This window comes from Natrialba chahannaoensis JCM 10990 (assembly GCF_000337135.1).
In the GTDB taxonomy this organism is placed as follows: domain Archaea; phylum Halobacteriota; class Halobacteria; order Halobacteriales; family Natrialbaceae; genus Natrialba; species Natrialba chahannaoensis.
This window is the reverse complement of record NZ_AOIN01000083.1, coordinates 12,531-38,037: the sequence shown is the minus strand read 5'-3', so window position 1 is coordinate 38,037 and position 25,507 is coordinate 12,531. Positions and strand designations below refer to the sequence as shown.

Annotated in this window: 20 protein-coding genes; 10 read left to right on the top strand and 10 right to left on the bottom strand. The window is 62.0% G+C overall.

The window, feature by feature from the left end; all coding sequences use genetic code 11:
* Positions 1 to 254 precede the first annotated feature (254 nt).
* Positions 255 to 2,438, bottom strand: coding sequence for a ribosome rescue protein RqcH (gene rqcH, locus C482_RS15295; protein WP_006168625.1), 2,184 nt, complete (start codon positions 2,436 to 2,438; stop codon positions 255 to 257).
* A 253-nt stretch (positions 2,439 to 2,691) separates the two neighbouring features.
* On the opposite strand from rqcH, the gene C482_RS15290 reads away from it, so the two are divergent.
* Positions 2,692 to 3,348 (top strand): hypothetical protein, encoded by a 657-nt coding sequence (locus tag C482_RS15290; RefSeq protein ID WP_006168624.1) that lies wholly within the window; start codon positions 2,692 to 2,694, stop codon positions 3,346 to 3,348.
* Between the two features lie 106 nt (positions 3,349 to 3,454).
* On the opposite strand, the gene C482_RS15285 is transcribed toward C482_RS15290, so the two are convergent.
* Together C482_RS15285 and tenA are read right to left on the bottom strand one after the other, a co-directional pair.
* Positions 3,455 to 4,264, bottom strand: coding sequence for a TenA family protein (locus tag C482_RS15285; RefSeq protein WP_006168623.1), 810 nt, complete (start codon positions 4,262 to 4,264; stop codon positions 3,455 to 3,457).
* Positions 4,261 to 4,920 (bottom strand): thiaminase II, encoded by a 660-nt coding sequence (gene tenA, locus C482_RS15280; protein WP_006168622.1) that lies wholly within the window; start codon positions 4,918 to 4,920, stop codon positions 4,261 to 4,263. Before tenA ends, C482_RS15285 begins: the two co-directional genes overlap by 4 nt.
* A gap of 102 nt (positions 4,921 to 5,022) precedes the next feature.
* On the opposite strand from tenA, the gene C482_RS15275 reads away from it, so the two are divergent.
* A complete protein-coding gene (locus C482_RS15275; protein WP_006168621.1) occupies positions 5,023 to 5,925 on the top strand; it encodes a ZIP family metal transporter in 903 nt (300 codons plus the stop codon).
* A 195-nt stretch (positions 5,926 to 6,120) separates the two neighbouring features.
* A complete protein-coding gene (locus C482_RS15270) occupies positions 6,121 to 6,927 on the top strand; it encodes an HpcH/HpaI aldolase family protein (protein WP_049896825.1) in 807 nt (268 codons plus the stop codon).
* A gap of 787 nt (positions 6,928 to 7,714) precedes the next feature.
* Here C482_RS15270 and C482_RS15265 read toward each other — a convergent pair.
* The 5 genes from C482_RS15265 to C482_RS15245 form a co-directional block, all read right to left on the bottom strand.
* Positions 7,715 to 9,385, bottom strand: coding sequence for a tRNA uridine(34) 5-carboxymethylaminomethyl modification radical SAM/GNAT enzyme Elp3 (locus C482_RS15265; RefSeq protein ID WP_006168619.1), 1,671 nt, complete (start codon positions 9,383 to 9,385; stop codon positions 7,715 to 7,717).
* A gap of 201 nt (positions 9,386 to 9,586) precedes the next feature.
* On the bottom strand, positions 9,587 to 10,903 hold the full coding sequence (locus tag C482_RS15260) for a PQQ-binding-like beta-propeller repeat protein (RefSeq protein ID WP_006168618.1): 1,317 nt from the start codon (positions 10,901 to 10,903) through the stop codon (positions 9,587 to 9,589).
* A gap of 131 nt (positions 10,904 to 11,034) precedes the next feature.
* Positions 11,035 to 11,526, bottom strand: a complete 492-nt coding sequence (locus tag C482_RS15255; RefSeq protein WP_006168617.1) for an SHOCT domain-containing protein — start codon at positions 11,524 to 11,526, stop codon at positions 11,035 to 11,037.
* A gap of 138 nt (positions 11,527 to 11,664) precedes the next feature.
* Entirely contained in the window at positions 11,665 to 13,896 is a 2,232-nt protein-coding gene (locus C482_RS15250; protein WP_006168616.1) for an OB-fold nucleic acid binding domain-containing protein, read from the bottom strand.
* A gap of 187 nt (positions 13,897 to 14,083) precedes the next feature.
* Entirely contained in the window at positions 14,084 to 14,347 is a 264-nt protein-coding gene (locus tag C482_RS15245; protein WP_006168615.1) for a hypothetical protein, read from the bottom strand.
* 368 nt (positions 14,348 to 14,715) lie between these two features.
* Here C482_RS15245 and C482_RS15240 point away from each other — a divergent pair, with 368 nt between their 5' ends.
* The 6 genes from C482_RS15240 to C482_RS15215 all read left to right on the top strand — a co-directional run bounded on the left by C482_RS15240 (position 14,716) and on the right by C482_RS15215 (position 19,478).
* Complete coding sequence (locus C482_RS15240; protein WP_006168614.1) at positions 14,716 to 15,444, top strand: metal-dependent hydrolase; 729 nt, start codon at positions 14,716 to 14,718, stop codon at positions 15,442 to 15,444.
* A 131-nt stretch (positions 15,445 to 15,575) separates the two neighbouring features.
* Positions 15,576 to 15,971 (top strand): OsmC family protein, encoded by a 396-nt coding sequence (locus C482_RS15235; RefSeq protein WP_006168613.1) that lies wholly within the window; start codon positions 15,576 to 15,578, stop codon positions 15,969 to 15,971.
* A 216-nt stretch (positions 15,972 to 16,187) separates the two neighbouring features.
* Positions 16,188 to 17,315: a ComEC/Rec2 family competence protein gene (locus C482_RS15230; protein WP_049896824.1), complete on the top strand. Its 1,128-nt coding sequence runs from the start codon at positions 16,188 to 16,190 to the stop codon at positions 17,313 to 17,315.
* Positions 17,312 to 17,689 carry a DUF3006 family protein gene (locus C482_RS15225; protein ID WP_006168611.1) on the top strand — a complete coding sequence of 126 codons (378 nt, stop codon included), beginning with the start codon at positions 17,312 to 17,314 and terminating at the stop codon, positions 17,687 to 17,689. The genes C482_RS15230 and C482_RS15225 overlap by 4 nt, the downstream gene beginning before the upstream one ends.
* Positions 17,690 to 18,245: 556 nt before the next feature.
* A complete protein-coding gene (locus C482_RS15220) occupies positions 18,246 to 18,746 on the top strand; it encodes a gamma carbonic anhydrase family protein (RefSeq protein WP_006168610.1) in 501 nt (166 codons plus the stop codon).
* A gap of 192 nt (positions 18,747 to 18,938) precedes the next feature.
* Positions 18,939 to 19,478: a DUF5799 family protein gene (locus C482_RS15215; protein ID WP_049896823.1), complete on the top strand. Its 540-nt coding sequence runs from the start codon at positions 18,939 to 18,941 to the stop codon at positions 19,476 to 19,478.
* Positions 19,479 to 19,551: 73 nt separating this feature from the next.
* On the opposite strand, the gene C482_RS21855 is transcribed toward C482_RS15215, so the two are convergent.
* Positions 19,552 to 19,695, bottom strand: a complete 144-nt coding sequence (locus tag C482_RS21855; RefSeq protein WP_006168608.1) for a DUF7557 family protein — start codon at positions 19,693 to 19,695, stop codon at positions 19,552 to 19,554.
* 140 nt (positions 19,696 to 19,835) lie between these two features.
* Between C482_RS21855 and C482_RS15210 the strand changes: the two genes are divergently transcribed.
* Positions 19,836 to 20,129, top strand: a complete 294-nt coding sequence (locus C482_RS15210) for a DUF7545 family protein (protein ID WP_006168607.1) — start codon at positions 19,836 to 19,838, stop codon at positions 20,127 to 20,129.
* A 223-nt stretch (positions 20,130 to 20,352) separates the two neighbouring features.
* Here C482_RS15210 and C482_RS15205 read toward each other — a convergent pair whose 3' ends face one another.
* Entirely contained in the window at positions 20,353 to 24,972 is a 4,620-nt protein-coding gene (locus C482_RS15205; RefSeq protein ID WP_006168606.1) for a DUF7282 domain-containing protein, read from the bottom strand.
* Between the last annotated feature and the right edge of the window lie 535 nt (positions 24,973 to 25,507).

The following is a 25,507-nucleotide window of genomic DNA, read 5'->3' as shown; positions in this document are numbered from 1 at the left end:
TAATTATTGGATATTATGGTAGCGAATTTCGATAACAGACACCGACACGGGGTGAGGAACAGGAGGGAAGATGAGAGAGGCTGCCACTGCTCGCAGGCGCTCCACTACGGTTGGTCGAACAGGTCACTGACCGCTGCCTACAGGACGTGGTCGGACCCGGACTAGCTGACAACAACGCAATGAGACCACCAGAAACAACGTCGAACGACAGGTCAGGACTGTCTTGCCTGTCTCGAACGGACGACGAGACCGGTCTACTCCTCTGCGATCCGGCTTCCGCCCGGCGGCATGAAGTGCTGGATGCGGTCCGGGCTAGCGATCTTCCGCACGAAGGTTTCGTCCTCGAAGCGCTCGCGGAAGCGACGGTACAGTCGCTTGGCTGCGTCAGCCTGTGCGTACCGACCCGGCTCGAGTTCGATCGTCGTCTCCGCGGTGCCCTCGATGGCCGACGGCGGGCCGCCGATGACCCGGGTGTAGGGCTCACACTGGATACCAACCGCGGCACCGACGGGCGTATCGCGGTAGTAGGTTCGGTCGCCGCGGACGGCGAAGCCGCCTTTCTCCAGATACTCTCCGCTTTCCGGGGTCTTGGTCACCTGATCGGAGTCGACGGCGTAGACGTCACCCGCGTAGCGGCCGTCCTTCCAGACCGACGAGTACGAGACGGCGAACTGTGCGGCCTCCTCAATGCTCGATTCGGGCAGTTCGATATCCGAGGAGGAGGCCTCGCTCGGATCGGTCGCCTTCAGGACCGTGACCGGGCCGCCGTGGGCCTGGGTGTGAAGCACCTTGTCGCCGGGTTCGAGATACTTCTTCACCAGTTCCTCGTTCTGGTCGGCGTCCCGACCGCCGATCACGAGGTAGCCGTCGCTGGTGTGGAACCAACGGAACCGGTCGAACCAGGGTTCGTTCTCCCGAATCGGAATGGAGGACTCGGCGAGCCAGTCGCGGTCGTCGTCCTCGTCGTCTTCGTCTTCTTCGCCCGCACCCGGTTCGCCGTCCTGTTCTTCCCACTCGTCGCGGCGGCGCTTTGCATCTTCTAAGTCCTCGCGGGTGTCCTCGATGGCCACGAGCGCACCCTCTTTTTTCTCCGCGACACGCTTTGCCTCGGTGTAGAGGCGGTCCGCGTTCTGCTCGACGCCGTCGTGTGCGACGAGTTCGATGTACTCGCCATTGACATCGACGGTGACAATCCCCTCGCTACCGTCGACATCGATGACTGCCTCGGCGGCCTCGATCCCTTGTTCGGCACCTTCCTCGAATCGCGCCTCGATATCGTCCCAGGGACGGTCCTGCGCGCGAGCCTCTTGAATCGTCGAGAGAATGTCGTCGACGAGGCCATAGTTGGCGTACAGCAGTTCGGCGTTCTCGCGCAGGTTCTCAGCTTCCTGCTCGAAGCCCTCGATTGCACCCTGTTGTTGCTCGATGATCCGTTCGTGCTTGGCAATCTCCTCCCCGAAATCAGGGCGCTGGCTCGTCGGGTCCGGTTCCTCCTCATCCTCGAGTTCGAGGTGGAAGAAGTAGTCGTCGAGCGCGTTGAGGAAGGTATCGTACGGCTCGCCGTCGAGCCCGGATTCGTCGTGCTCCTCGAGTGGGAACGGCGTAGCGTCGACGACGCGGCCGGTATCGGCGTCGTCGTCGGCACGGTCCCCGTCGTTGTCGTCGTCTGCACCCTCGCTTTCGTCCGCCGACTCGCGATACAGTCGCGAATTGAAGTTCCCGTTCCGGATATCCAGCGCGAGCCGTTCGATCGCCTCGTAGAGCCTGTCGTAGGTCTCTTCGTCGGCATTGCCGATATCCATCGCTTTCTCGACGCCTGCGCGGGTACAGATCTCCTCGGCGTACAGTCCACCGAAGTTGAGCTGCGTCGCGAGCGTCCGCACCACGTCCGTATCCGACTCCTCCATCTCGTGGCCGAACACGTCTCGGGAAATCGTCAGCGGATTCGTCCGCGTGTCCGGGAACTCGTAGCGCGAGCCCGGCACGACCGTTCGTGACTTCAGGCGGACCGTCTCCAGACAGTCGATCACCTCGTACTCGCCATCTGTGACCGCAACGTTCCCTTGTCCGAACAGTTCGACGATGATACGGGTCGTCCCGTCATCGCGCTCGAAGGTGAACTCGAGTATCCGGTCGAACTCGTACTGTTCGACGCCGGCGAAGTCCGCCCCGGAGAGTCGGTTGCGCAGCATCATCGCGAACTGCGGCGGTCGGCCGGGGGCGTCCGGCACCCGCTCGGGGGCAACCGTGTGGGCGCGTTTGACCTCGCCGACCTCGAGCAGCAGTTCGATGCGGCCGCGGTCGAAGTCGCGCATTTTGAGGCGGACGAGGTCGTCGCCGTAGCGATAGGCTTTGTCGACCTTCGCGCCCTCGTAGGTGCCGAACTCGCGGACGAGGGCGGCGAGATCGACGCTCGTCAGCTCCCGCTTTGGATCCATACAACAGAGTGCCCCGCGCGGTCAAAAAGGCGTGTCGCTCCGTGGCGGTCGGCGTCCGCTGGTTTCGTCGCCACTCGTAGCCGCCGCAGCACACGCCCGAACCCAACAATCACGGCCCGCAGACGGTCCGTAGCAGACAGCACTCTGCTCGCCAGTCGGAAAGGCTAATCCCGCCCGACCCACTGCATACCGGTATGAACGCTGCGAGCGAGTCGACGACCCGCACCGACGCACACGGGGGCGACCGACAGCCATGAGCGCGCCACAAGACAACGCCTCCTGGCAAGCGCTCCTCGAGTTACCTCCCATCCTGGACCGACTCGAGGACTCCGGTGGCATCCCGGTGCTGGAACTGGTCGAACAGCTCTCGGAACGACACGACCTCGGAATCGAGGCCGAGGGTATCGCCTATCACGACCGCGGGATCCGTGTCCCCGGCTATGACGCAACCTTCGTCCATGAGCCGACGGGGTCGCGCGGCCGGCCCGCCTTCAGCGTCGAAGTGAACTCCGTCGGCCCGCGAAATACCTGGGGTGTCTTCGACAAAACCCACGACTGGGATGTCTACCTCGTGCAAGCGCCCGGCCTCGCGGCGCTCGCCTGGATCAGCGACGAGGAGTACCGCGTCGAGGAGGCCGAACAGTTCGAGACCAAGCAGGACGCCGTCGTTGCCGGCCGATTCTCGTTCGGCATCTTCCTCTACGGCGGCGACGCCTGGCAGGAGCAACTCGAGTACATGCGCCGGACAAACGCACCGGCGTACCTCCAGCGCGAGGACGGCTCGACGATGCATCCCTCGACGCAGTCGGAGTTCTTCCAACTCGTCGACTCGTCGCCGACGGAGTTCCGGACGAGCGGCAACGCGCCCTCGTATCTGGGGCTACTCGAGCTCGAAGTGACGATCGACTAGGGGTTGGAGCCCCTCACGACAGAGTCAACTGATTAGTTAATGATTGATATTTTGAACGAGCAACACAGCAATACTTGTTAGTGCGATCGACTCGGGTTGGGTGCGTTCATGGGGTTACGGACTCGAACACTGCGACCTCGAGGTCGACCGTCCGACGGAATAGCTGTTCGACGCGGGCTTGCCGCCGCGGCGAGAGCGTGGGACCGATGGCGTCGAGTTCGCTTCGCAACCAGTCCACGAACTCACGGAACGCGGGAATCGCGTGGAGGTCGATCCACTCGGCATAATAGAACGGGAGGTTGGTTCCGGCACTCGGCGGGGAGTCGGCTCCGGCGGCCTTCGCCGCTTCGGCGTCTGCGTACTCGTCGACAACCGCCGTCGCCCACGATTCGTAGATCCATTCGGCGGGAACGAGGACTGCCAGCGTCTCGGCGTAGCCACCTACGTGGGTCGCGCGACCGAGCAGGTCGATCAGCGCGGCGATCGGGTCACTGAGTTCGGGATCGTGTCGCCGGTCCTCGGACACGTCGAGTGCGTCGAATGAGCGCTCGAAGTAGTCGTTCTCTTCGTCGGTGAGCGTGTCGAGGAACTCGACCAGCGGTCGCTTCGCGTCCATCTCCGGAGCCTGTCCAACTGCGTGGCCGAACGCGCCCACGAGTTCGTCAACGAACGCGTAGTCCTGGACGAGGTACTCGGCGTACACGTCTTCGGGGAGTTCACCGGAGCCGAGGTCTCGCGTGAACGGATGGGTGACGGCATCGGTCCAGGTCGGTTCGGATCGTGCACGGAGCCAGTCGGTGAACCGCGCGTCGCCGCCATCGGCAGCATCGCCGCCATCGTCGACAGCTCTGGCGTACGCTTCGAACGTCGCGGGCACCCCGTCGCGTTCAGTTACTCCATCGCTGGCGCTGCTCACAGCCCCCACCCCTCCTGCGTGTAGGCCATCTCCCAGAACCGGTACTCGAGTTTCGCGCTCGTCAGGAACGCCTCGCGCATTGCATCGTGCTCACCCGGGTAGCGCTCGCCGCATTCGTCGACGAAGTCACGACACCACGCTGTGGCCTCGCGAAACTCGTCGCTCGTGTACATCTCGATGAACGGGGTGTACTGGTGCTCTTCGGTGGCGAGGTCGGCCATGTGCTCGCCGACGTCGAGGTAACCCTGCATGCACGGGTAGAGCGCACCCGCAATTTCGGCGAGCGAGCCCTCGTGGGCCGTTCGCACGAGGAAACTTGTGTAGGCGACACAGGTCGGCGCTTTCTCGGTGGACTCGAGTTCGGCCTGCGAAATACCGTAGTCGGCGGCGAACTCGCGGTGGAGATCCATCTCGTAGTCGAGCACTTCGTGGGCGACGCCGAGCAGGTGAGTCATCGTCGCCTCGTCGCGGGCCTTCGCCCCGGCGATGGAGAACAAGCGCGCGTAGTCGAGCAGGTACCGGTAGTCCTGTTTTACCCAGTGCTTGAACGCTGCCTCGTCGAGCGTACCGGCAGCGAGTTCGGTGACGAACGGGTGATTCTTTTGTGCGTCCCAGATGTGGGTGCCCTCCTCGAGAAGCTGGTCGCTGAATGCCATACGCTATCGACGGCGCTGCACGGTATTATAAGCTAGTGCTATAATCAGATTATAGCAGAGAATGCCAGGTACGCCTTTGCCGACCGTCGGTGAACGACTGCTATGGTCTCGCTCGCGGAGGTCGTCCTCGTCGCCGCCGTCGCAGGCGGAGTGACGGGACTCGGCGCGCTCCCGCTCTTTCTCACCGACCGCATTAGCCACCGTGTCTACGACGGGGCACTCGGACTCGCCGCCGGGATCATGGTCGGCGCAGCCGTCTTCGCGCTCATCGTTCCCGGACTCGAGTTGGGTTCGCCACTCGAGGTCGTCGCCGGCGTGCTCGCGGGCGGTGCGTTCTTGCTGATCGGGAACGCGGTGTTGCCCCATCTTCACCTCCGTTTTCGAGGGGATCGGGTCGAGGGAACGGCGATCGTCGAGCCGTCGGTCGATCCTCTTACTGAGGGTGGTTCGAATGGGGATCACGACACTGGAGCCGACACTACCAACGACAACAGCGACGGAACTGGTGACGACAACAGCGGCAGAACTGGCGAGGACGGCGGCACAACCGGCGACGACCTCCGCCGTGCCACTCTCGTCGGCAGCGCGGTCACGATCCACAACGTTCCCGAGGGACTCGCAGTCGGCATCGCGTTCGCCAGCGGCGAGTCTGCGATCGGGTTCGCCATCGCGACCGCGATCGCCGTCCAGAACGTCCCCGACGGGTTCGCGATGGCCGTTCCCGCCGTTCGGGCGGGTGTCTCTCGGAGACGAACGCTGTTCTATACGACCCTCTCCGGTGGTGTCCCGGAACCGCTCGCCGCAGCGGCCGGCTTCGCACTCGTTACGCTCGTCTCCGGACTCTTTCCGGTGGCTGCCGGCTTCGCCGCGGGCGCGATGATCGCGGTTGTCTTCCGCGAACTCGTCCCCTCGAGTCACGGCCACGGCTACGCCGACACCGCGACGGCCGCGTTCATCCTCGGCTTCGGGCTCATGTTGATTGTGGACACGGTGCTCTCGGTGTGATGAGAGCGGCTTGTAGCGAAATTAGGGCCGCTACGCCGGCCGTTGTCGTATTCAGGCAAATCCTTGTCCGAACCGCACTTCCTTCGTGCGATCGGGTGCCCACGCCCATTGACGTTCAGTGGCGACTATCATTGTCGCTCGTCTGGACACAGCGGCAACGGTGACTTTTTCTCACTCATCGCAGAACTCGACGCCATGACGTTCGCTCCCTCCCTTCGAAAGCGCGAGCCGCTCGTCGGCAACTGGCTCTCGCTCGGGGACCCGGCGGTTGCAGAGATCAGCGCGCAACTCGCATTCGACGCCGTCGTGATCGATATCGAACACACGCCACAGTCACTCGAGACGGTGACCGAGATGGTTCGGGCGGTCGAGGCAGCGAGTGGCGCTTCCGAGTCGTCGGCCACTGACACCGGCACGGTCGTCCGCGTCTCCGAGAACGACCCCACCGAAATCAAGCGCGTCCTCGACGCCGGTGCTGACGGCGTCATGGCACCGATGGTCGACACCGCGGCAGAGGCGCGCGACCTCGTCGAGGCGACCCGCTATCCGCCCGAGGGCGTGCGCGGAATCGGTCTCGGCCGCGCAACGAAGTACGGTGAGACGTTCCCCGAGGGCGTACGAAATCCAGAGACAGCGCCCGTGACGATCGCCCAGATCGAAACCGAGGCCGGCCTCGAAAACGTCGCCGACATCGCCGCCGTCGACGGTCTCGACGGCCTTTTCGTCGGCCCGGCGGATCTCTCGGCGGCGCTCGGCATCGTGGGGGAACTCGAGCACGACCGATTCCTCAACGCGGTCGACCGGGTACTCGAGGCGGGCCATGCGGAAGACAAGCCGGTGTCGACGCTCGCACTCGGTGGGGACGACGTGGAGCGCTGGCTGGATCGCGGGTTTGATTTCGTGGTGGCGGGTGTCGACGTGAGTTACGTGCGAGCAGGGAGTGAGCAGGCGCTGGCGGCGTTCGAGGATGCAGTGAACGACAGCAATTCCGACACCGCCTAACCTACCCTCTCCTACCGCCCCGCCCGATGAACAACAGCAACAGACAGCACGGCACAACAACCGGTCGGTGGTGACATCACCGGTCAGCAGAGCCGCGGCCTACTCGAGTTCGTGTCCGTACCCAGTATTGTAATACGGTTTTGTTCAGAGTGAGTCGTGAAACTCGCGGTCAGTGCAGACGAGAGAGATCCCGCTAACCGGTTTTGACATGCAAATATTTTAATTGGTATAAGTGTGATACAGATCATGGAATTTGGGTCAAGAGTGGTGTTTAATGAGCCAAATGGACGAACAGTAGGGTTTATTTTCTTGGCCTTATCGCTCATCTGTCTCATAAGCTGGGTTTATTTTGGAGCTGTGACCGATGGTCCCCATAATTTGCTCATCATGGGTTTTGCGTTCGCTTTCTCTGGGTTCGCTGAATCTCTACCTACGGAACGACGACGTTTAGCAGGAATACTACGAATACTTGCAATTGGTATCCTCGTCATTTTCTTAATTCTCTTAGCATCGGCTCCGGAAACGGTGATTGGCTAAGTAAGAGGGCGATTCTTCTACAGTGTTATCGTGATACGATGAAAAGCCAGGCGATCACTACGCACGTGTACTGACCGAACTGCCCGACTCAATTTCAGTCATTATTCTGGATCAGAAAGCGTACGACTATAGCAACAATTAAAACTATTTACACAGCAATCACGCAGCCTCCGTGCGATTGGGTGTGCACTGACTTTCAGTGGCTACTATAGCTACTGGTACGAGTATGGAGAAGTCCGCCTGATCGCACTCAGAGCCGCTTGCTCACGTACGGCCCGTCCTGATGATACCCGAGCTTGTTCCGGTAGTACTCCCGCGCGCCGATACCCGAGATGACGCTGACCTTGTCGTAGCCTGCGTCGGCCGCGAGTTCCTCTGCTCGCTCCATCAGACGGCGACCGTAGCCCTGATGCTGGTGCTGCCCTGATTCGCCGTCCTCACCCATCGTGACCTCAGACCCGTAGACGTGGAGTTCGCGAATGAGCGCGGTGTTCTCGAGTTCCGGTCGCACAGGGTCCTTCGGGAACCGGAGTCGGCAGAAGCCGATCAGGAGGTCCTGCTCGAAGTCCTCGAAGGAGATGAAGTGCTCCGTCCCGCCGCAAGCGTCGTAGGTCATGACGTCGAGTTCAACCTCGTTCGGCTCGGCGTCGTTCATCCCGACCTCGCGACAGCGGATGCACTCGCAGGTCCAGTCGTGTTCGTCCATGCGCTTGCGGGCGAGCTGGCGGAGGTTCGATTTCCAGACACCGGCGTCGATGAAGTCCGCCGGGATGTCGCGCTGGACCCGCTGGAGGCGGGTGTAGCGCGGAATCATATCCTTGATTTCGGCGACCAGATCGGCGGCTTCGTCGTTGTCGAGGGGATCGTACTCGCCTTTGTGCCACCAGTCGTAGGTCGCCGTCCCGCGGACGATGAGCGTCGGGTAAATCTTCAGGTAGTCGGGTTTCCACTGCTCTTCTTCGAAGATGCGCCGGAAGTCCTCGAGACACATCTCCTTGCTCATTCCCGGCTGGCCGGGCATCATGTGGAAGCCGACCTTGAACGCCGAGTCACGGAGTCGCTGGTTGGCGTCGATCGACGCCTGCGCGCCGTGGCCGCGGTGCATCTCCCGGTTGATCCGCTCGTAGGTCGTCTGGACGCCGACCTCGACTTTCGTCCCGCCAAGATCGAGCATACGGTCGATCTGCTCGGGGTCACACCAGTCTGGCTTCGTCTCGAACGTCGTCCCGATGTTGCGGACGGTGCCGGTCTCGTTCTCCGCGATCACGTCCTCGAGGTACTTCCACTCGTACTCCTCGGGGTCCTCTGCGAAACTGATGCCCTCTGCCGGCTCGGGCTCCTTGTCGACGTCGTAGTCGTTCATCGCCTCCAGGGCGCGCTTGACGAACCACTCCTGATAGTCGTGGCTTCGGGCGGTCATCGTCCCACCCATCAGGATGAGTTCGACCTTGTCGATCGGGTGACCGATCTCCCGGAGTTGCTCGAGTCGCAGCGTCACCTGGCCGTACGGGTCGTAGTCGTTCTGCACCCCGCGGGCGGCGGCGGGCTCGTTTCCGGTGTAGCTCTGGGAGGAGGAGAACTCCGAATCGGGGCCGCCGGGACAGTAGAGACACTTCCCGTGGGGACACCGCTCGGGCGAGGTCATAATCGCAACCGGTGAGACGCCCGAGGCGGTGCGAACGGGCTTGCGCTGGAGCACCGACTCTAAGTCCTCGCGGTGTTCCTGTGGCGCGTGATCAAGCAGCTCCGAGTTCTTCGGCACCTTCGGCGCGGAGTGTTCCGAACAGGCCTCGAGTTTGGCCTTCTCGACCTCGTCGCGTTCGATCTCGCCCGCGAGGATCCGCTCGACGAGCGTCTCACAGACCTGCCGGAAAGCCTCCGTCTCGGTGGGATCGTCGGAATCGGGCGTCTCGGTGCTCACTACACGTCTTTGGACGCGCGGCGCGAATAAGCGTGTCGGACTCGCGACCCCCCACTGGTAACTGCGGAAAAGCGAACGGGCACGATGTGCCCGTAAGTCGGCTGTGCGGTTAGTGTGTAAACAGTTCAGTTGTTACTACAGATCCAAGTCCTTGCCGTGTTACTGGTATTATTCCATGATAGTAGATGGAATACTGTTCGACTATTCTGCCTCGAGTGCACTGATCGCATCCCCGACACCGGCGTTGTACGTGAATACGACGGCATTTTCGAGAAGTGCGTATCCTTCAACGATACCGTCAAGTAAATCGATATGATCGGTCGTGTGAGTCGTCCACTGTTGGTCTCCAGTGTCTGGATCCAGCGCGTCTAAGTGTACATATCCAGGATCACGCCAGATGTAGAGCGAATCCTCTGAGACGAATGGCTGAAGCCCATTTGGGCCGTTCTCGATATCTCCAGACTCCCATTCATCGGGTTCTTCACCGGTATCTAACTCTGTGGCGTACACTGCAGGATAGTTGTATGTCCCTCCAGAATAGACAACCCCGTTTGCAATCGACGGTGGGGCAGTGTTCACTGGGTGTGTCTCTTCTGTTTTCTCGAACTCAGCCACTGTTTCTGAATTACCTGTTTCTGCATCGATTGCCGTAACACTGGTTGGATCGTGGATATATATCGTCTTGTCCTGTACCATCAGCGAAAATCCTGACCGAACATTTCCTGCTGGTGAATACGTCATCAGTGACTCATTTTCGAAGACATCGAAGGCCAAAGCCTCGTAATCGCTTTCGTTGTTCGTACGCCGGATTACAAAGAGTGTCCCATCCTCTCCAATCGCGATATCCTCTGTCCCACTGGCTTCGTCCTCCCAGATAATATCCTCGTCGTCACTATTGATCGCATACAGCTCTCCGTCGTTGTTGACGTAGACGATCCCATCGAAGACGCGAATATCGCCGGCGTACAACGACCCGAGTTCGATTGACCACAACTCCTCGCCTTCGTCTGGGTCAATCGCGTAGAGTTTGTCCGTAAGAAAATACACGGCATCGTCGGTTACCGCCGGCGTCGTCGGATCCCACTGGGGGTTCGATGGTGCTCGTGGTGGCAGTTCTGCTTCAAAGGTCCACTCGATTTCGCCGCTCGCTAGATCGACTGCGTGGAGCGTCGGTGTTTCGTCGGCAACGAAAATTAGTCCGTGATCAACGACGGGAGCCGACAGCGTCACGTCCTCTACTTCGACCGTCCAGCGTTCCTCGAGCGGACCATCGGGACCGCTCCGATCGTCGGCGACCATCTGATTGTCGGCGGTAAACCGGTCCATTGGCCACGAGCCGCTCGCGGTTTCAGTGGACTCGCCGTTGGCAGTTTCATCCGTTTCGTCGTCTTCGTCGCCATTGTCCGTTTCCGGGTCGTCATCACTACTCATACAGCCGGCGAGCCCTGCTAGACCTGCCGCTGTCCCGCCACAGACGGCGAGCCACTCGCGACGCGTTCGATTCGATCTATCTGTCATATTATACGAACTCTCTGAACCAATCAACTAAATAAGTTCTCACGTGGCGATATCGACTTCAGAACACGTGTGTGATCGAGAAAGATGGTCGCCACTGACTGTCAGTGACTACTCGAGGATATCCGGTTGAATCAGGTCTCGTACTCGGGTGTCCGATTGCGGTCTCGGTCCCGTACACTCGTTTCTCGAGTACGCTGGTGTCGCTGCTCGACATCCTCGAGTGACTCCGTCTCAAGTAGGCGCTCGAGTTTGCGTTCGAACTGGTCGTCAGTGATCTCGCCCGCGGCGTAGCGCTCGCGAAGCGTCTCGAGGGCGTCGCCGGGCGTCGACTCGTCTGCGGTGCTTGATTGTGTCTCGGTTGACGCGGTTTCGCGCTCGTTTGCGTCCTCGCTCTCACTGGTTCCCCACCAGTCGTCCCAGGATTCCTCGTCCCACCACTCCGCTCGATCCGTCTCGTCGCCGTACAGGAGTGCCACGAGCGGGATGATGACGATGTATCCGAACAGCAGGATCGGCAACCAAAGGTTGCTCCCGCCTATCAGCAGTGCGATCCAGAGTCCCGTGACGGCCATCGAGGCGTATCCCTGTGGCGTTCTCGCGGGCTCGGGTCGCTGGATCGTCACTCATACCGCCTCCAACGGTTTCGGCTGCGAAAACTGTTTGCACGTGTTCGTAACCACGAAAAACACCTGCAGACGGTGTCGCCACTGTGTGCAAACGGTCGGGAGGAACTGGACACGGGTTGCGTCCGAGGTGTCGTCTTACGCGAGTGTCTCGCCGAGTGCCTCGAGTGCGGCTTCCTTGACGGCGTCGCGCTCGCCAGGGAGGAACTCGATATGACCGTCCTGGCCGCCGACGACGTGGACGCCGGCATCAGGAACTGCCTCAGCGATCGCGTCGCCAAGATCGCAGACGTTCAGCGACTCGGTCGCGCGGACGTGCAGTTCGTCGTCACCGAGGCCGATGGTGACGAACGAGTCGTCCTCGCGTTCACGACGGTGCAGCGCGTCGAGCAGGAGCGTCGTCGTCGGGAAGTTGTAACGGTGAGTGAACGCCGCCGTGTCGAGCACGGCGACGGTGTTCCCATCGACGGATTCGGTCGTCAGGTTTTCCCGTGCCGTCTCGAGTCCGGTGTCGAGCTTCGAGCGGAACTGCTCGGAGACGTGGGCTGCGAGGTCGGCGTCGTGATCGAACAGCAGGTCGGCGATAAGCTCGCGCTTGTCCTTGTAGGACTGGTAGTAGGCCTCGAGTGCGACGGCTTCGCGGCGCTCCGAGAGCGCCGTCTCGTCGAAGCCGGCCTCGGTTGCGAGCTCGGTGTAGGCCTCGGGGGTGTCCTCCCAGTAGCTGACCGCCGGGAGGTGTTCGACGTCCTCGCGGACGTCGTCGTTGACCAGCGCGGCGATGTTCGCCGAAAGCGTGGTCGACGTGACATCCGAGACATCTTCGCCGGCGAGCGACGGCGCGACAGCAACCGAGACTGCGTCGGCAACCTCCTCGTCGGCGTTGCTGTCGTCGATGACGACTGACTCGGCGTCGTACAGCGAGAGCAGGTCGTAGCCGTCGACGGACTCGACGGTCGAACCGGCGTTGACGAGGACGACGAGCGGCAACTGCTCACCGTGGCGCTCGCGTGCTTCGAGCATCGAGGTGACGTCGTCGGTTGCAGCGTCCATGTCGTAAACGCGGCCGTCGAGCGGTCGGCGCTCGAAGTAGTGGTACTCGGCGTCGTCGCGGGTGTGCTTCTCGCGGACCAGCGGGAGCACGGCGCGCTCGATGGCGGCACCAGCGACGTAGCCGTCCGCGGTCGCGCCGTGACGGACGACGACCGGGCGCGCTTCCATGACCGCACGGCGGATCACGGTCGCGGCGTCGACGAGGCCATCCTCGACGGCGGCCACCGCGTCGTGCTCGGCGAGCAGCGAGACATCGTCTGGGCTCGCCTCTCGCTCGAGTGCGTTCTCGAGTCGGTCGACGACAGTCTGGCGCTCTTCGTCTTCGAGCTGATCGAGCGTTTCGGTCTCGACCTGCAGGTCGCCGTAGTGGCGTTCGACCTCGCCCTCGAGTGCGACGGCGTCGTCGACGTCGACGTCGGGATAGGCTCGGACGCCGGCTTCCTCGAATGCGGCGCACTCGACGGTGCCGGTCTCGTCGCGCAGTTCGAAGACGGTGGGGCCGCTAGTCTGGCGGACGCCGGTGATCTCGCCCTCGAGTCGGACGACGCTGCCGACCTGATTCTCGATGGCATCGATGGTGGTGCGCTTGAGTGCGGGTTCGTCGTCGCTTGCGGCCTCAGCAGCATCGGTTGAGGTGTCCGCGTCCGCACTGGTATCCGTCTCCGAAGCGCCGGTTGACGGTTGTGATGCGGCGGACTCGGCTGCGACAGAGCCGCTACCGTTTGCGACGGGCTCGGTTGTGCTCGATGCGTCGGGTGCCGGCTGGCTGCCGTTCGAATCGACTGATTCGTTGGCGGCGGAATCGGTGGTGTCTGCGCTGGTGTCGGCACTGGAACCAGCGTCGGCGTCGGAGCCGGAGCCGGAGCCGGTGCTGGTGCTGGAATCAGTGTCAGAACCAGCATCCGACGACGAATCGTCGTCAGAGCTGTCCTCACCGTAATCTTCGGGACGGAACTCGTCGTTTGCCGTCTCGATTAGCTTGCCGCGGAACTCGCGTTCGCGCTGGCGGATCGACCAGCCGAGGTCGACGTTGCCGTTGTCTCGAACGTCGAGCACCTGGACGTAGACATCGTCCCCGGTCTCCCAGTCGAGACTCTCGAGTCGTTGGTCGAGTTCGCTTCTGTGCAACAGGCCTGTAACGTGTGATCCGATGTCGATGAAGACACCGAAATCGGCGTAGCCGTCGACGGTGCCCCGGTAGTATCGGCCGGGGGAGAGCTGCGAGGCGGACGTGCCCTCGAATTCGAAGACTGCGTCCTCCTCGTGGCTCTCGCAGATTTCGCCGTCAACGGGTATGCCGCAGATGATACAATTACCCATCTACCCCTAGCAAGCAGTTTCGTCCTAAAACGGTTGTCGAAATACGTCCGGGTTGTCACAGTCCGAGACGGTCCAGGAAACGCGACGGTACGACCCGTTATGACCGGTTGTTGGTTGAAGACGCTCGCTATGGCAGTCGCTCCAAATGGTCGGTGGCGATGTGGATCGGAAATAGGGATCGAGGTCGCTACTCGAACACTGCGGAGTTTTCCTGTAACTCCTCGATATCTCCGACGAGTTTCTCTACGTCTTCCGGGAACAGCGAGACCTGTACCTCGTTACCGTCCTCGTCGTCGAAGACGAGTTTGACGCGCTTGTCCCCGAACTCGCGGGCCTCAGTGCCGTCGACGTCGAACAGTTTGACGGTGGCCTCCTTGTTGTTCGGACCGATGTTCTTGATTGCGCCGTCGTTCAACTCGAGCATGAACTCCTCGAGAGTCAGTGCGAGCATACACCTCGTACGAACGCCGGATAAAAAACGCCACGGCATTCGTCGCCGTAGCGTCGATCACATCGGACCCCGGGTCAACGGGGGTCAGACCGTTGCACGGTGTGTCAGCGTGCATACGGTAGCCGATAGTTCTGGCAGCACCTGAATAAATAATGAGGATTGTTTATTCGCAGGACGGAACGACAGTCCAGGGGGAATACAGGGTCTGGCTTACAGTCTACTGACCGGGGATGAAGTGTGTGTGTGTGTGTGGACATAGTTGTCACTCATAACATCCACTGTGGCGTTCAACCACACCAACATACGCAAATGGGTCGAACGTACCCACTTTTAAGTCATACACGACGAAGAGTTCGAGTGGTATGGCTATGGAACTCACCTGGCACGGCCACTCGACCTGGCACGTCACCGTCGGCGACACTGATTTGCTGATCGACCCGTTCTTCGACAACCCGAAGACGGACCTCGACCCGTCGGACGTTGAGACGCCCGACTACGTCCTGCTCACGCACGGGCACGCAGACCACATCGCCCACGCTGGCGAGTTTTCCGAGGCGACACTCGTCGCGACGCCCGAACTCGTCTCCTACTGTGAGGCTGAGTTCGACTTCGAGGACGCCGTCGGCGGGATGGGGATGAACCTCGGCGGCACCGTCGAGTGTGGGGATGCCTTCGTCACGATGGTTCGGGCAGACCACACGAACGGAATCATGACGGAAAACGACACGAGCGGCGGCATGCCAGCCGGCTTCGTTATCTCGGATACAAAGCCGACGCAAGTGGCTGATGAGGATTCTACCACCTTCTACCACACCGGCGACACCTCGCTCATGAGTGAGATGCGTGACGTTATTGGGCCACACCTCGAGCCGGACGCGGCCGCCGTCCCCATTGGTGACCACTTCACCATGGGACCCTGGCAGGCTGCTGTTGCTGTCGACTGGCTCAATATCGACCACGCCTTCCCACAGCACTACGACACGTTCCCGCCGATCGAACAGGACACCAACGACTTCGAGCGCGAAGTGCAGGCAACCGGCAGCGATGCCGAAGTACACGCGCTCGCTGCTGACGAGCCGTTTACGCTCGAACCCTGAGCAGTCTGTTCGTCCGATCCTGACTCCCAGAGACGGGGCTGGCCCCGTCTCCGACACTCGTATCACCATCCCGGACGCTTTTCTTTCCGAGAACAACGTTTACACCATCGGCTGTGGACGTCAGGACTGCCATGTCGAAACAGGCGACCACCATCTCCGAAGAGGGGTTCAGCGCGACCAACGAAATCCGTGACTTCGAGACGACGATCGACTCGAACGGCGAGGAAGGCCCAGACACACTCGAGACGCTGCTCGCAGCGTACGGCTCGTGCTATGTCCCCGCGCTACGCGTCGGCGGACAACAGCGCGGCGTCGACGACCTCGGGAAGATCCAGATCGACACCGACGGCGAACTCAACGACGACGACAAACTCGAGTCCATCTCGTTCGACATCCAGGTCGAAGCCGAAGTCGACGACGAGACGGGCGAGGAAATCCTCGAGCGTGCGTTTGAACTGTGTAAAGTGCACGACGCGCTGAAGGAGAGCCTTCACGCGGACGCGAGTATCGAGGGCGACGCGTTCTGAGCGGTGGCTCTCTGCGTGTGTTTTGAACCACGGTTGACCGTGTCGATTCCGTTTGATTTGGTTCGGTCTGGTTCGGTCTGGTTCGGTTTGGTCCGACCCGGTTCGATTTCGTGCAGGTTGACTCCGCCCCATCGCCAGCCAAATATGTTTCAAACAGAATCCGAAAATCCGGAAGGAGTCCAAACAATCATCGGCCCGCGGTCCCACGAGAGAGTCGTGAACCGAACGCTGCTACTCGTCGCTGTTGTCGGACTCGTCACGCTTGCGGGCTGTGGCGCTGGAATTGACACTGGCCAGAACGGCGACGAACCGCCAGACGGTGCGGACATCCCGACGGTTTCGGGCGAACTCGAGTTACACCACATCGACGTGGGGCAGGCGGACGCGACGCTGCTCGTCACACCAGACGGTGAAACGATTCTGATCGACACCGGCGACTGGCGACCCGACGGTGAGGAGGTCATCGACTATCTCGACTCGCAGGGGATCGACCGGATCGACCACCTAATCGCGACGCACGCCCACGCCGACCACATCGGCGGCCACGCGGCCGTCATCGAACACGTCGAGGAGAACGGCGAGGGTGTCGGCGCAGCCTACGATTCGGGTGTCGCACACATGAGCCAGACGTACGACAACTACCTCGACGCGATCGAGGAGTACGACGTGACGCTGTTCGAAGTCGCCGAGGGTGACGAACTTCCGCTCAGCGAGGCGGAGAACGAGACTGCAAACGGAACCGAGGGCCTCACCGCCACGTTCCTCAATCCGCCCGCAGGCGACTCCGGCAGTGACTTACACTACAACAGCGTCACGCTCGCCGTCGAGTTCGGCGAGTTCTCCTACCTGACCACCGGCGACGCCGAAGATGATGCCGAAGAGCGTCTCGTTGACGAACAGACAGACCACTTGCCGTCGACCGTTTACCAGGCCGGCCACCACGGCTCGACGACCTCCTCGACCTCGCCGTTCCTTGACGTCGTCGAGCCCGACATTGCGGTCATCTCGAGTGCACTCGAGTCCCAGTACGGCCATCCACACGACGAGGTACTCGAGTCGTTCGACGAGCGCGGGGTCGAGACGTACTGGACGGCAGCGCATGGCGATATCGTGCTGACGACCGACGGTGAGGACGTTTCGATATCGACCGCAGACGACGCACCGACCGATCCGGCGGCGCTACTCGAGTTGAAGCACGAGGCGACCGAGGACGAGGACGAGGATACTGCGCAGTCGTCGCTCGGTGCAGTGTCACCTGCATCGTCACTCCTCGGGCCAGAACTGAGTTCGGTCCACGGCGATGCACAACGGCTAGCAGGAGGACCAGGAGCAGGATACCTATGACAGGAGCTGAGACACCTACGACAGTGACCGCGGTTCTCGATCGCATCGTCGACGGAGAGACAGCAGTGTTGCTACTCGAAGGCGATGGTGAGACTGGGGGTGATAATGGTGAGGCTGATGATGAGGCTCCAACGAGGAGCGGTGCAGGGAGCCACGGCGAAAGTAGCGACGAGATACAACTCGATGCCGAGCGCGTGCCAGCCGATGGGCGACACGAGGGTGCCGTTTTTGAGGCGACTGTCGAGCGCGACGACGATGGGGGGGCAGTTGCACTCCAGGCTCTCGCGTACCGACCGGACGAGACTGAGGCGCGACGAGAACAGGCACAGGATCGATTTGATCAGCTGTCTGAGCGGCTTTCAGACAGAGAGTAGCGGCTTTCTGACCAGATAACTGGAGGCCGGCAATCGTCGTCGGTGGAGTTTGGACTCGTGAGCGATGGGTACTGAACGGCGGACTCCTGCTCACTCTGCTGTGAGCGGGGTCTGATGGGGTGGGGTGGAAGTGGGATGGGGTGAAAGTTGGGGGGAGCGGAAGTTGGGTGGAGGGGTGGGGTGCACTCTGACTTCGGTGGGTGGAATGGGTAGTGGTGTGGGGTGCACTCTGACTTCGGTGGGTGGAATGGGTAGTGGTGTGGGNGGGTGCACTCTGACTTCGGTGGGTGGAATGGGTAGTGGTGTGGGGTGCACTCTGACTTCGGTGGGTGGAATGGGTAGTGGTGTGGGGTGAAAGTTGGGTGAGAGAGTGGAAGTGGGTGTATGGTGGAGTCGAATGCTGTGGATGACACGTCAGCGGAACACTGGCCGGGGAAGCCAACTCGCCCGCTGTATTCACACATTCTGGCGCTTGTGCAGTAGCCGTAGTGCCAAATTGTGCTGGGCTCCATGAGAGTAAGACACATTCAATACGACTCGCGAGACAGCACGACCCATGTTACGGTCGTTTGACGGAACCGAACCCCAGGTCGCCGACTCCGCATACGTCGATGACGCCGCCGTCGTCATTGGCGACGTCCGAATCGAAGCCGAGGCAAGCATCTGGCCGAACACCACCCTCCGCGGCGATCACGGCACGATCGTCGTCGGCGAGCGAGCCAACGTCCAAGACAACGCCGTCCTCCACGAACACGCGACACTCGAGTCCGAGGCGACAGTCGGCCATAGCGCCATCGTCCACAACGCCACCGTCGCCGAGGGCGCGCTGGTTGGCATGAACGCAGTCGTCCTCGACGGTGCACACATCGGCGAGGGAGCCGTCGTCGCCGCCGGCAGCGTCGTCACCGAGGGAACGGAGGTTCCACCCTCGACGCTGGTCGTCGGCACGCCAGCAGAACCGAAGACCGAAATCGACGATGCACGCCTCGCGGGGACGGCCGACCGGTACGTCGAACTCTCGAAGCGACACGCCGAGACATCGACCCGTCTCGAGTAAGTATAGTAACAACTGCAACTAGTTACACACTGATCGCACAACTGCCGTGCGATCAGGTGTGCAGTGACTTGCAGTGGCTACTATAGCTGGCCGGAACTCGAATGCGCTTGGCGACGAGTGGGCCTGCGAGCGGAGCGGTTTCGAGTAGCAACGGGGGAAACGCTGATACAGCCACCAGCCAAAGCTACGCGTATGAGCAAGTCATCGTGGACGGACCGGATCGTGGGGGAGCGGATGACTGTTGATCAGGAGTTCTCTTCACGGGTTGCGAGTTCGCAGTTCTCGAATCAGCAGTGGAGTCTCATTATGACTGCGACGGAGTTCGAGATCGAGGACGCCGACGAGCCGGAACAGGCGCAACTGGTCGCCGACACGTCGAAACTCGAGCAGATCATTCCCGAACTCGAGAATGTCGATGCGGGAATGGGTGCGATGGGGGGTGCAGGCGGTGCAGGCGGCGGACGGTCAGGGTCCGGTGGCTCGGGTGGTCTCGTCGACTCTATCAAGGGGGCTCTCGGCATGGGTGGCAGCGGGAACGACCACGAGGAACAGCGCGAGGCGGCAGAACAGCTCACTCAGGAGTATGCAGACGAGTTACAGACGCATCTCGAGTCGAGCGGCCGCTGGGAGTCGGTTCGCGAGGCTGCTGCGGCCGAGACTGAGACTGAGACCGAGCCCGAAGTCGGAACCGAAGCCGAAACGGGCGGCGACGAGACTGACGCGACGAACTGACTAGCCGGCTACGGAGCCGAACCGCGGGCCACGGTCGTCGCTTTTCCTAACTGTCGAACGGTGAGGAACACCGCTAATCGCCCGCGTGAAACAGCGTCAACTCGCTGGCTTCGTAGATGTTGACCAGTTCCATCACGAGCTCGTCGTAGGACTCGTCCTCGACGCGAATGCCGTCGAGTCGCTTGATGGTTTCCTCGTCTAGCTCTATCTGTGGCATGTGTGTACACACGTCATCAAGAAGTAAAAGCTCGCGGGCGCAGTCGTCTCCGTTTCTGAACGATACCACTAGCATACCTGCGTCCGGTACCAGCACCGGAACCCACAGCATCTTTAGGCACGCTCCACGACCGTAGTGGTATGGCAGATTCCGACGACGTCGAAACGACGACTATCTCGATCAGCGCCGACGACACCACGGACGAGGTTACAGTCCCCACCGGTCTCCTCGACCTCGTCGCCGAAGGCGACCAGACCGCAGCCGAAACCGTCGGCGACGTGACGCTGCTCTCGCTCGCCAGCCGCGCTCACCACATCGTCCACCACGGCCACGAGGCCGACGAGGACCTCGAAGCACAGGAGGCACGCATCATGGACCTCTTCGAGGAGCGCTTCGGCGTGACCTTCGGCGAGGCAACCGGCCACCAGCACTAACACGCCTGCAGTAGCTGAACTGTGCGTAAATCGGCTGAAGACTTTGTCCGCTGACGCCTCGACGCGCCAACTCGACTAGCCATGTCTCTGATCTCGGTGCGTGGCGACCCTGGATCGAGATGTGAGACGGTACTCAAGTGGACCGCGTCGGCTCAGTTCCCCGATGCTCGACGGCGTCGGTGGAGTGGTCGATGCTGCTGGCGCTTATTCCGCTCGAGGATCGCTATGTCGACACCGCTGCGGCCGGTTCAGAGTCCGTGTCTGGGGTGTTGTCCGGTTCGGTGGCTTCGTCGGCTACGTCGGCTGCGTCACCGTCGTTAGCCCCGTCGTTCTCGTCTCCCTCGCCGTTTTCGCCATCGGCATCGACGGCTGCACCATCCTCACCAGTCTCATCAATCTCATCAATCTCCCCAGTCTCGCCGTCATCTCCATCCTCACCGACGATCCCATCATCTCCATCGGCCTCAGGCCCCTCCTGGTTCTGATCGCCGGTCTGGTCGCCGTTCGCTGGCGGTTCTTCGTCAGCAGTTTCGTCGTCTGTTTCTTCGCCTGGCAACACCGCAAGGCCCTCGATCACTACCGTCTGCTCCGCATCCTCGGTCGCGACCGTGTGGGCCGACTCGCCTTCCGGCAGCGTCGACATGAACTGCTCGACTGTCGTATCGCCCGGTTCGAGTGAGACGCTCCGCTCTTCGATCACCGAACCGTCCACGCTGTACGTAACCGTCTGCGTGTCGCCGTCGTCGCCAGTATTCGTGATCGTCGCGACGACAGTCGTCTGCTGGCCAGCCACGTCAGACGGCGGTGCCGAGAGGTCTATCAGCGAGAACTCCGCGGCAGCCGGCTCAGTCACCGTCACAATCGTCTCGTCCGTGTCGTTCTCACTCGCAACTGTCGCCGTGTACTCGCCGGGTGCGAGGTCGTCGGTCGGTATACTGAACGTAACCATCTCACTTGCGCCGGACTCGAGTACCACCTCCTCCGAGTCAACCACCGTTTCGCCGAGCGCGAACTCGAGTTCCTGCTCGCCGGCCTCGTCGCCAATGTTCTCGACGAGCGCCTCGAGCTGGAGTTCGTCACCCTGTTCGACGGGCGAGTTCGTGTCGGTGATTTCGACGCCGAAGGTGGCGGGATCGGCCGGCTCCTCGATAGTGACGGACGTCTCGTCGGTGTCGTTCTCGCTCGCAACTGTCGCCGTGTACTCACCGGGCTCGAAGGCGGTAGTATCCGCTTCGAGCGTGATCGTCTCGGTCGGGTTCGTGCCGAGTTCGAGCATCTCCGTGTCGACCTCGGTGCCGTTGAGTGCGAGCTGAATCTCCTGCTCGCCGGGCTCATCGCCGACGTTCTCGACGAAGGTCTCTATCTCGAGGGGCTCACCCTGTGTGACTGGCGAGTTGGTGTCAGTGATCTCGACCTCGAAGGTGGCGGGTTCATCCGGCTCGTCGGGTACATCGACGACTTCACCAGCAGGGTCGGTCTGGGCAACCAGCGGCTCCTCGTAGCCGAAGTGCCCGAGACCGAACTCCCAGATCAGCTGTTCGTCCTCGTCTACAGGCGTCCACTCGACGGTGAACGTCTGGTTGCCAGGCTCGAGTCCGCCGACTGGTTCGTCCTCTGTCGTCCCTGCGACGAACTCGCTCACGCCGGCCAGCGCCTCCTCGTTGGGGTTCTCGGTGGCGAATGTGACGGCGATCGTGTCCTCGCCCCATGCCCACTCGCCGTCGTCACCGGTCGGTTCACCCGGCTCCGTCTCCGCAACGGAGATCGACGGCACCTCGGGCCGCGCTTCTTCGTCACATGCCTGTCCCTCCGGGTTCGGATGGTCGATACTGGCGAACGGAATCGCTTCGTCCGAGCTGATGCCCGAGATGTAGGTCCCGAACGTACCGTAATCGGGCACACCGACCGTGATCGTCTCCTCGTCGTCGAAGTCGTCCTCCGCACCGATCTCGAAGACGATCGTCCCTGTGAACGGTGCCTCGACTTGATCACCGACCGTCACGAAGTCTTCGATGATCGTATTGCCGAAGCCGGCACCGTCGTAGAAGCCCGTGCTTGCGGCGACCGTTTCACCCTCCTCGAACGAGCCCGTCACCTCCGCGCGTGTACAATTTATGAACTCGACCTGGAACTCCTCGTCGACTGTGTACTCGAGTGACGCCGTCTCGAGCGTCTGGTTTTCCTCGATTGCGAGCAGCGAGACCTCGAGAAGTGCGTTCTCTGTGAGTGGCGTCTCGAGGTCGATCGACTCGTTTTCGATCCCCTCGCCGGCGGGGAAGGGTTCGGTTTCGGTGAGCGGGTCGCCGTCACCGTCGCCGTCGGTCACGGTGAGCGCGTACTCGACAGAAGCGTTGGCTTCGTCGATAGTGACGCTGGTGCCGTCGCCGGTCTGGTCGCTGACGCTGAGCGTCGCCTCGGGATCGAACGGGTCATCGAGCGTGTACTCGATAGTATCGCTCGTGAGTACCTCGTCGTCCGCTGCGGCGTGGACTGCGACTGAGACCGGTCCGTCCGATTCGATCGGCGGCTCGAGATCGAGTTCGAATCCGGAGACGGTCTCACCAGCATCGATCGTCTCGCTGTCGACCCGCTGGTCCTCGTAGACGGCACTCACGGCGTAGTCGACGGTGGCGGTGGCCTCATCAACGATGAGCGTCTCACCGTCACCGGTCTGGTCGTTCACCGAGAGGTCGGCCTCGGGCTCGACAGGCTCGTCGGGGTCGACCGTGACGAAAGCCATGTCGAGCACCGGTGCGCCGCCCTCCGTGACGTACGGCTCGTCGTCGCCGCCGCCGCGTTCGACGTACCGGAACGTCTCGTCGTCGGTCGTGTCGTGGTGGACTGCTGCGACGAGCGAACGGTCGTCTTCGAGGGGCTCTTCGAGTTCGATCGTCACGTCCCCGTGTTCGCCTGGTTCGAGGTAGCCGGAGACGCCGATCACATCCTCGGGATCGAGCGCCGCGGTCGTGTCGTCGTAGATCACGACGAAGCCGCCTTCAGAGAGGTCAACACTGGCCACCTCGACTGCCTCGCCGGTCGTGTTCTGATCGGGGAACGAGAGCGAGGCGGTGCCCTCGAGTTCGTCGATCAGTTCGATGCGCTGGACGAGTTCGATTTCGACGTACTGGACGAGCTGTGCGCCGTCGTCGATACCCTGGTCGACGGCGTACCCCGTCGCGTCGGCCGCGGTCTCTGCGGTCAGCAACTGGAGTTGCGTGACGCTGATCCGCTGTTCCTGGATTGCCCGCGCGGTCTCCTGGCTCGCGGTCGACGCTGCCACCTGAAGCTGCGTGACGGTCGCCTCTTGATGTTGTGTGAGCGCGCCCTCTGCACTGCCCATCGCGAGGTGCTGGACCTGCGTGATGTCGACGACCTGCTTCTGGATCACCGCCCCCTCGCCAGCACCGAACGCGACGGACTGAATCTGCTCAATTTCGACGACCTGATACTGGATCGCCGACGCGACTGCCCCCTTCGAGGCACCCGTCGCGGCCGACTGGATCTGCGTGACCGACACGTCCTGGCGCTGGACGAGCACACCCTGTGCGCCGCCATCAGCCGCCGCCTGAATCTGTTCGACGGTCGCCTCCTGGGACTGCGTGATCGCCCCCGTCGCCGCCCCCTTCGCGGCCTCCTCGATCTTCGGCGTCGTGATCTGCTGGACCTGCTCGACCTGGACCGACTGAACCTGCTTAAGCGCACCCGCGCTCGCGCCCCACGCCGCGGACTGGGTCTGCTCGACCGTCACCGTCTGCTTCTGGACCAGTGCACCCTTGGCCGCTCCCTTCGCGGCGGTCTGGATCTCCTTGATCGTCACCGCCTGGCGCTGCTCCATCTCGATGTCGATCTGCTGTTCCTGCTCGAGTGCCAGTTCCGTGCTGCCCTCGAGTGCACCCGAGGCGGCACCGATGGCTGCGTGCTGGACGTGCTCGATCGTGACCGTCTGGCGCTGTTCGGCAGTGAGTTTCTGGTACTGCGCCAGAACGCCGTAGGCCGCACCCTGGGCAGCTTCCTGAATCTTCGGCTGCTCGTCGACCTCGTACGCCGCGGCCTCACTCGCCGCACCCGCTGCGGCACCGTAGGTCGCGACCTGCAACTGTTCGACGGTCACGCGCTGTTCCTGCGCGATTGCACCGTGGGTCGCACCCCAGGTTGCACTCTGGAGTTGGCTGGCGGTTGCCATCTGATGCTGTGCGAGCGCGCCGTCCGTCGCGCCGCCAACGGCGTGCTGGATCTGGGTCACGTTCACGCGCTGCTCCTGAATGAGCGTCCCGTGAACTGCTCCCGCCGTCGCCTCCTGGACCTGTTCGACCTCAGCTTCCTGGTGCTGGGCGGCCGACTCGCTCGCCGCCTCGACCGCGGCCGCACGCTGTTCCTGACTCACTTCGACGCCTTGGGCTTGCACGAGTTCGATACCCTGGTCGACGCCCGCTTCGACCGCGTCTTCGTGTTCCTGAAGCGTCTGTGCCGGTGCTGGCGGCCCAGCGTCTGCAACTGCGTCTCCCATCGCCGCTCCGTCCACTCCCTCTCCACCGTCGGCCGCCGCATCGGCCTGGGCTTGAGCCTGTGCCGGAGCGGGGTACTCGAGTGGCGCAAGCGGTGCGGCGTGTGCACCTAGTCCGACGGGACCGGCAGTTGCCGTCTCGCCGGCGACCGGGGCCGGCGGAGATGCCTGTGCCTGCTCGCCGGGCTGGTCGGACTGTGCGGAGTTGTCACCGAGTCCCGAGAGGCCGCCGTCGAGCAACGGGAGTGCGATCACGCTCGTGACGAGCAAACCAGCGACGAGCGCGACGACGAGTGCGCCGCGTGTACGTGTTCCCAGTCGTTGGTGCCGACGAGTCATCGCCGACCACCGTCGCGGCGACTCTGGTTGTAGACACAGCCAGCGGTAGTGTTGGTGACACAGTCAGTGCTAGTGCTGGTACCAGTAGTACTGCTGTCAGTGTTCCCGGCAATGCAATCGCGAGAATCGGGCGCGCCACCAGCCACCGGTTTCCGTTCCCGCTTGTTACGTGCCAATGATTGCCATTTCGACTGACTCCGGATCCAATACCCTCTCCTCATCCCATCCGTGATACTCACTCCCATTCGTTTTCTTCACCCGTCCGAATCGGCGCATAAGCGCGCCGCCCGTTTCGCTGCTCGTGCTGACACAATATCCTGTTACAACGGGCACAGCGCGGAGCCCATTGATCGACAATGACCTGCCGACTGGGCTTTGGAATGGGTCGTCGCAGTCGGGTGCAAACAGTCTCCACTTCTGATAGGAAGCCATTCGTTTCGACTCGTGCCCGGTCGGTGATGATTGATTTCGCCATTGATTCACCCGCTTACCCGGTGAATCAGCCATGTTGTCGTCCAGACACACACCTCGGAAA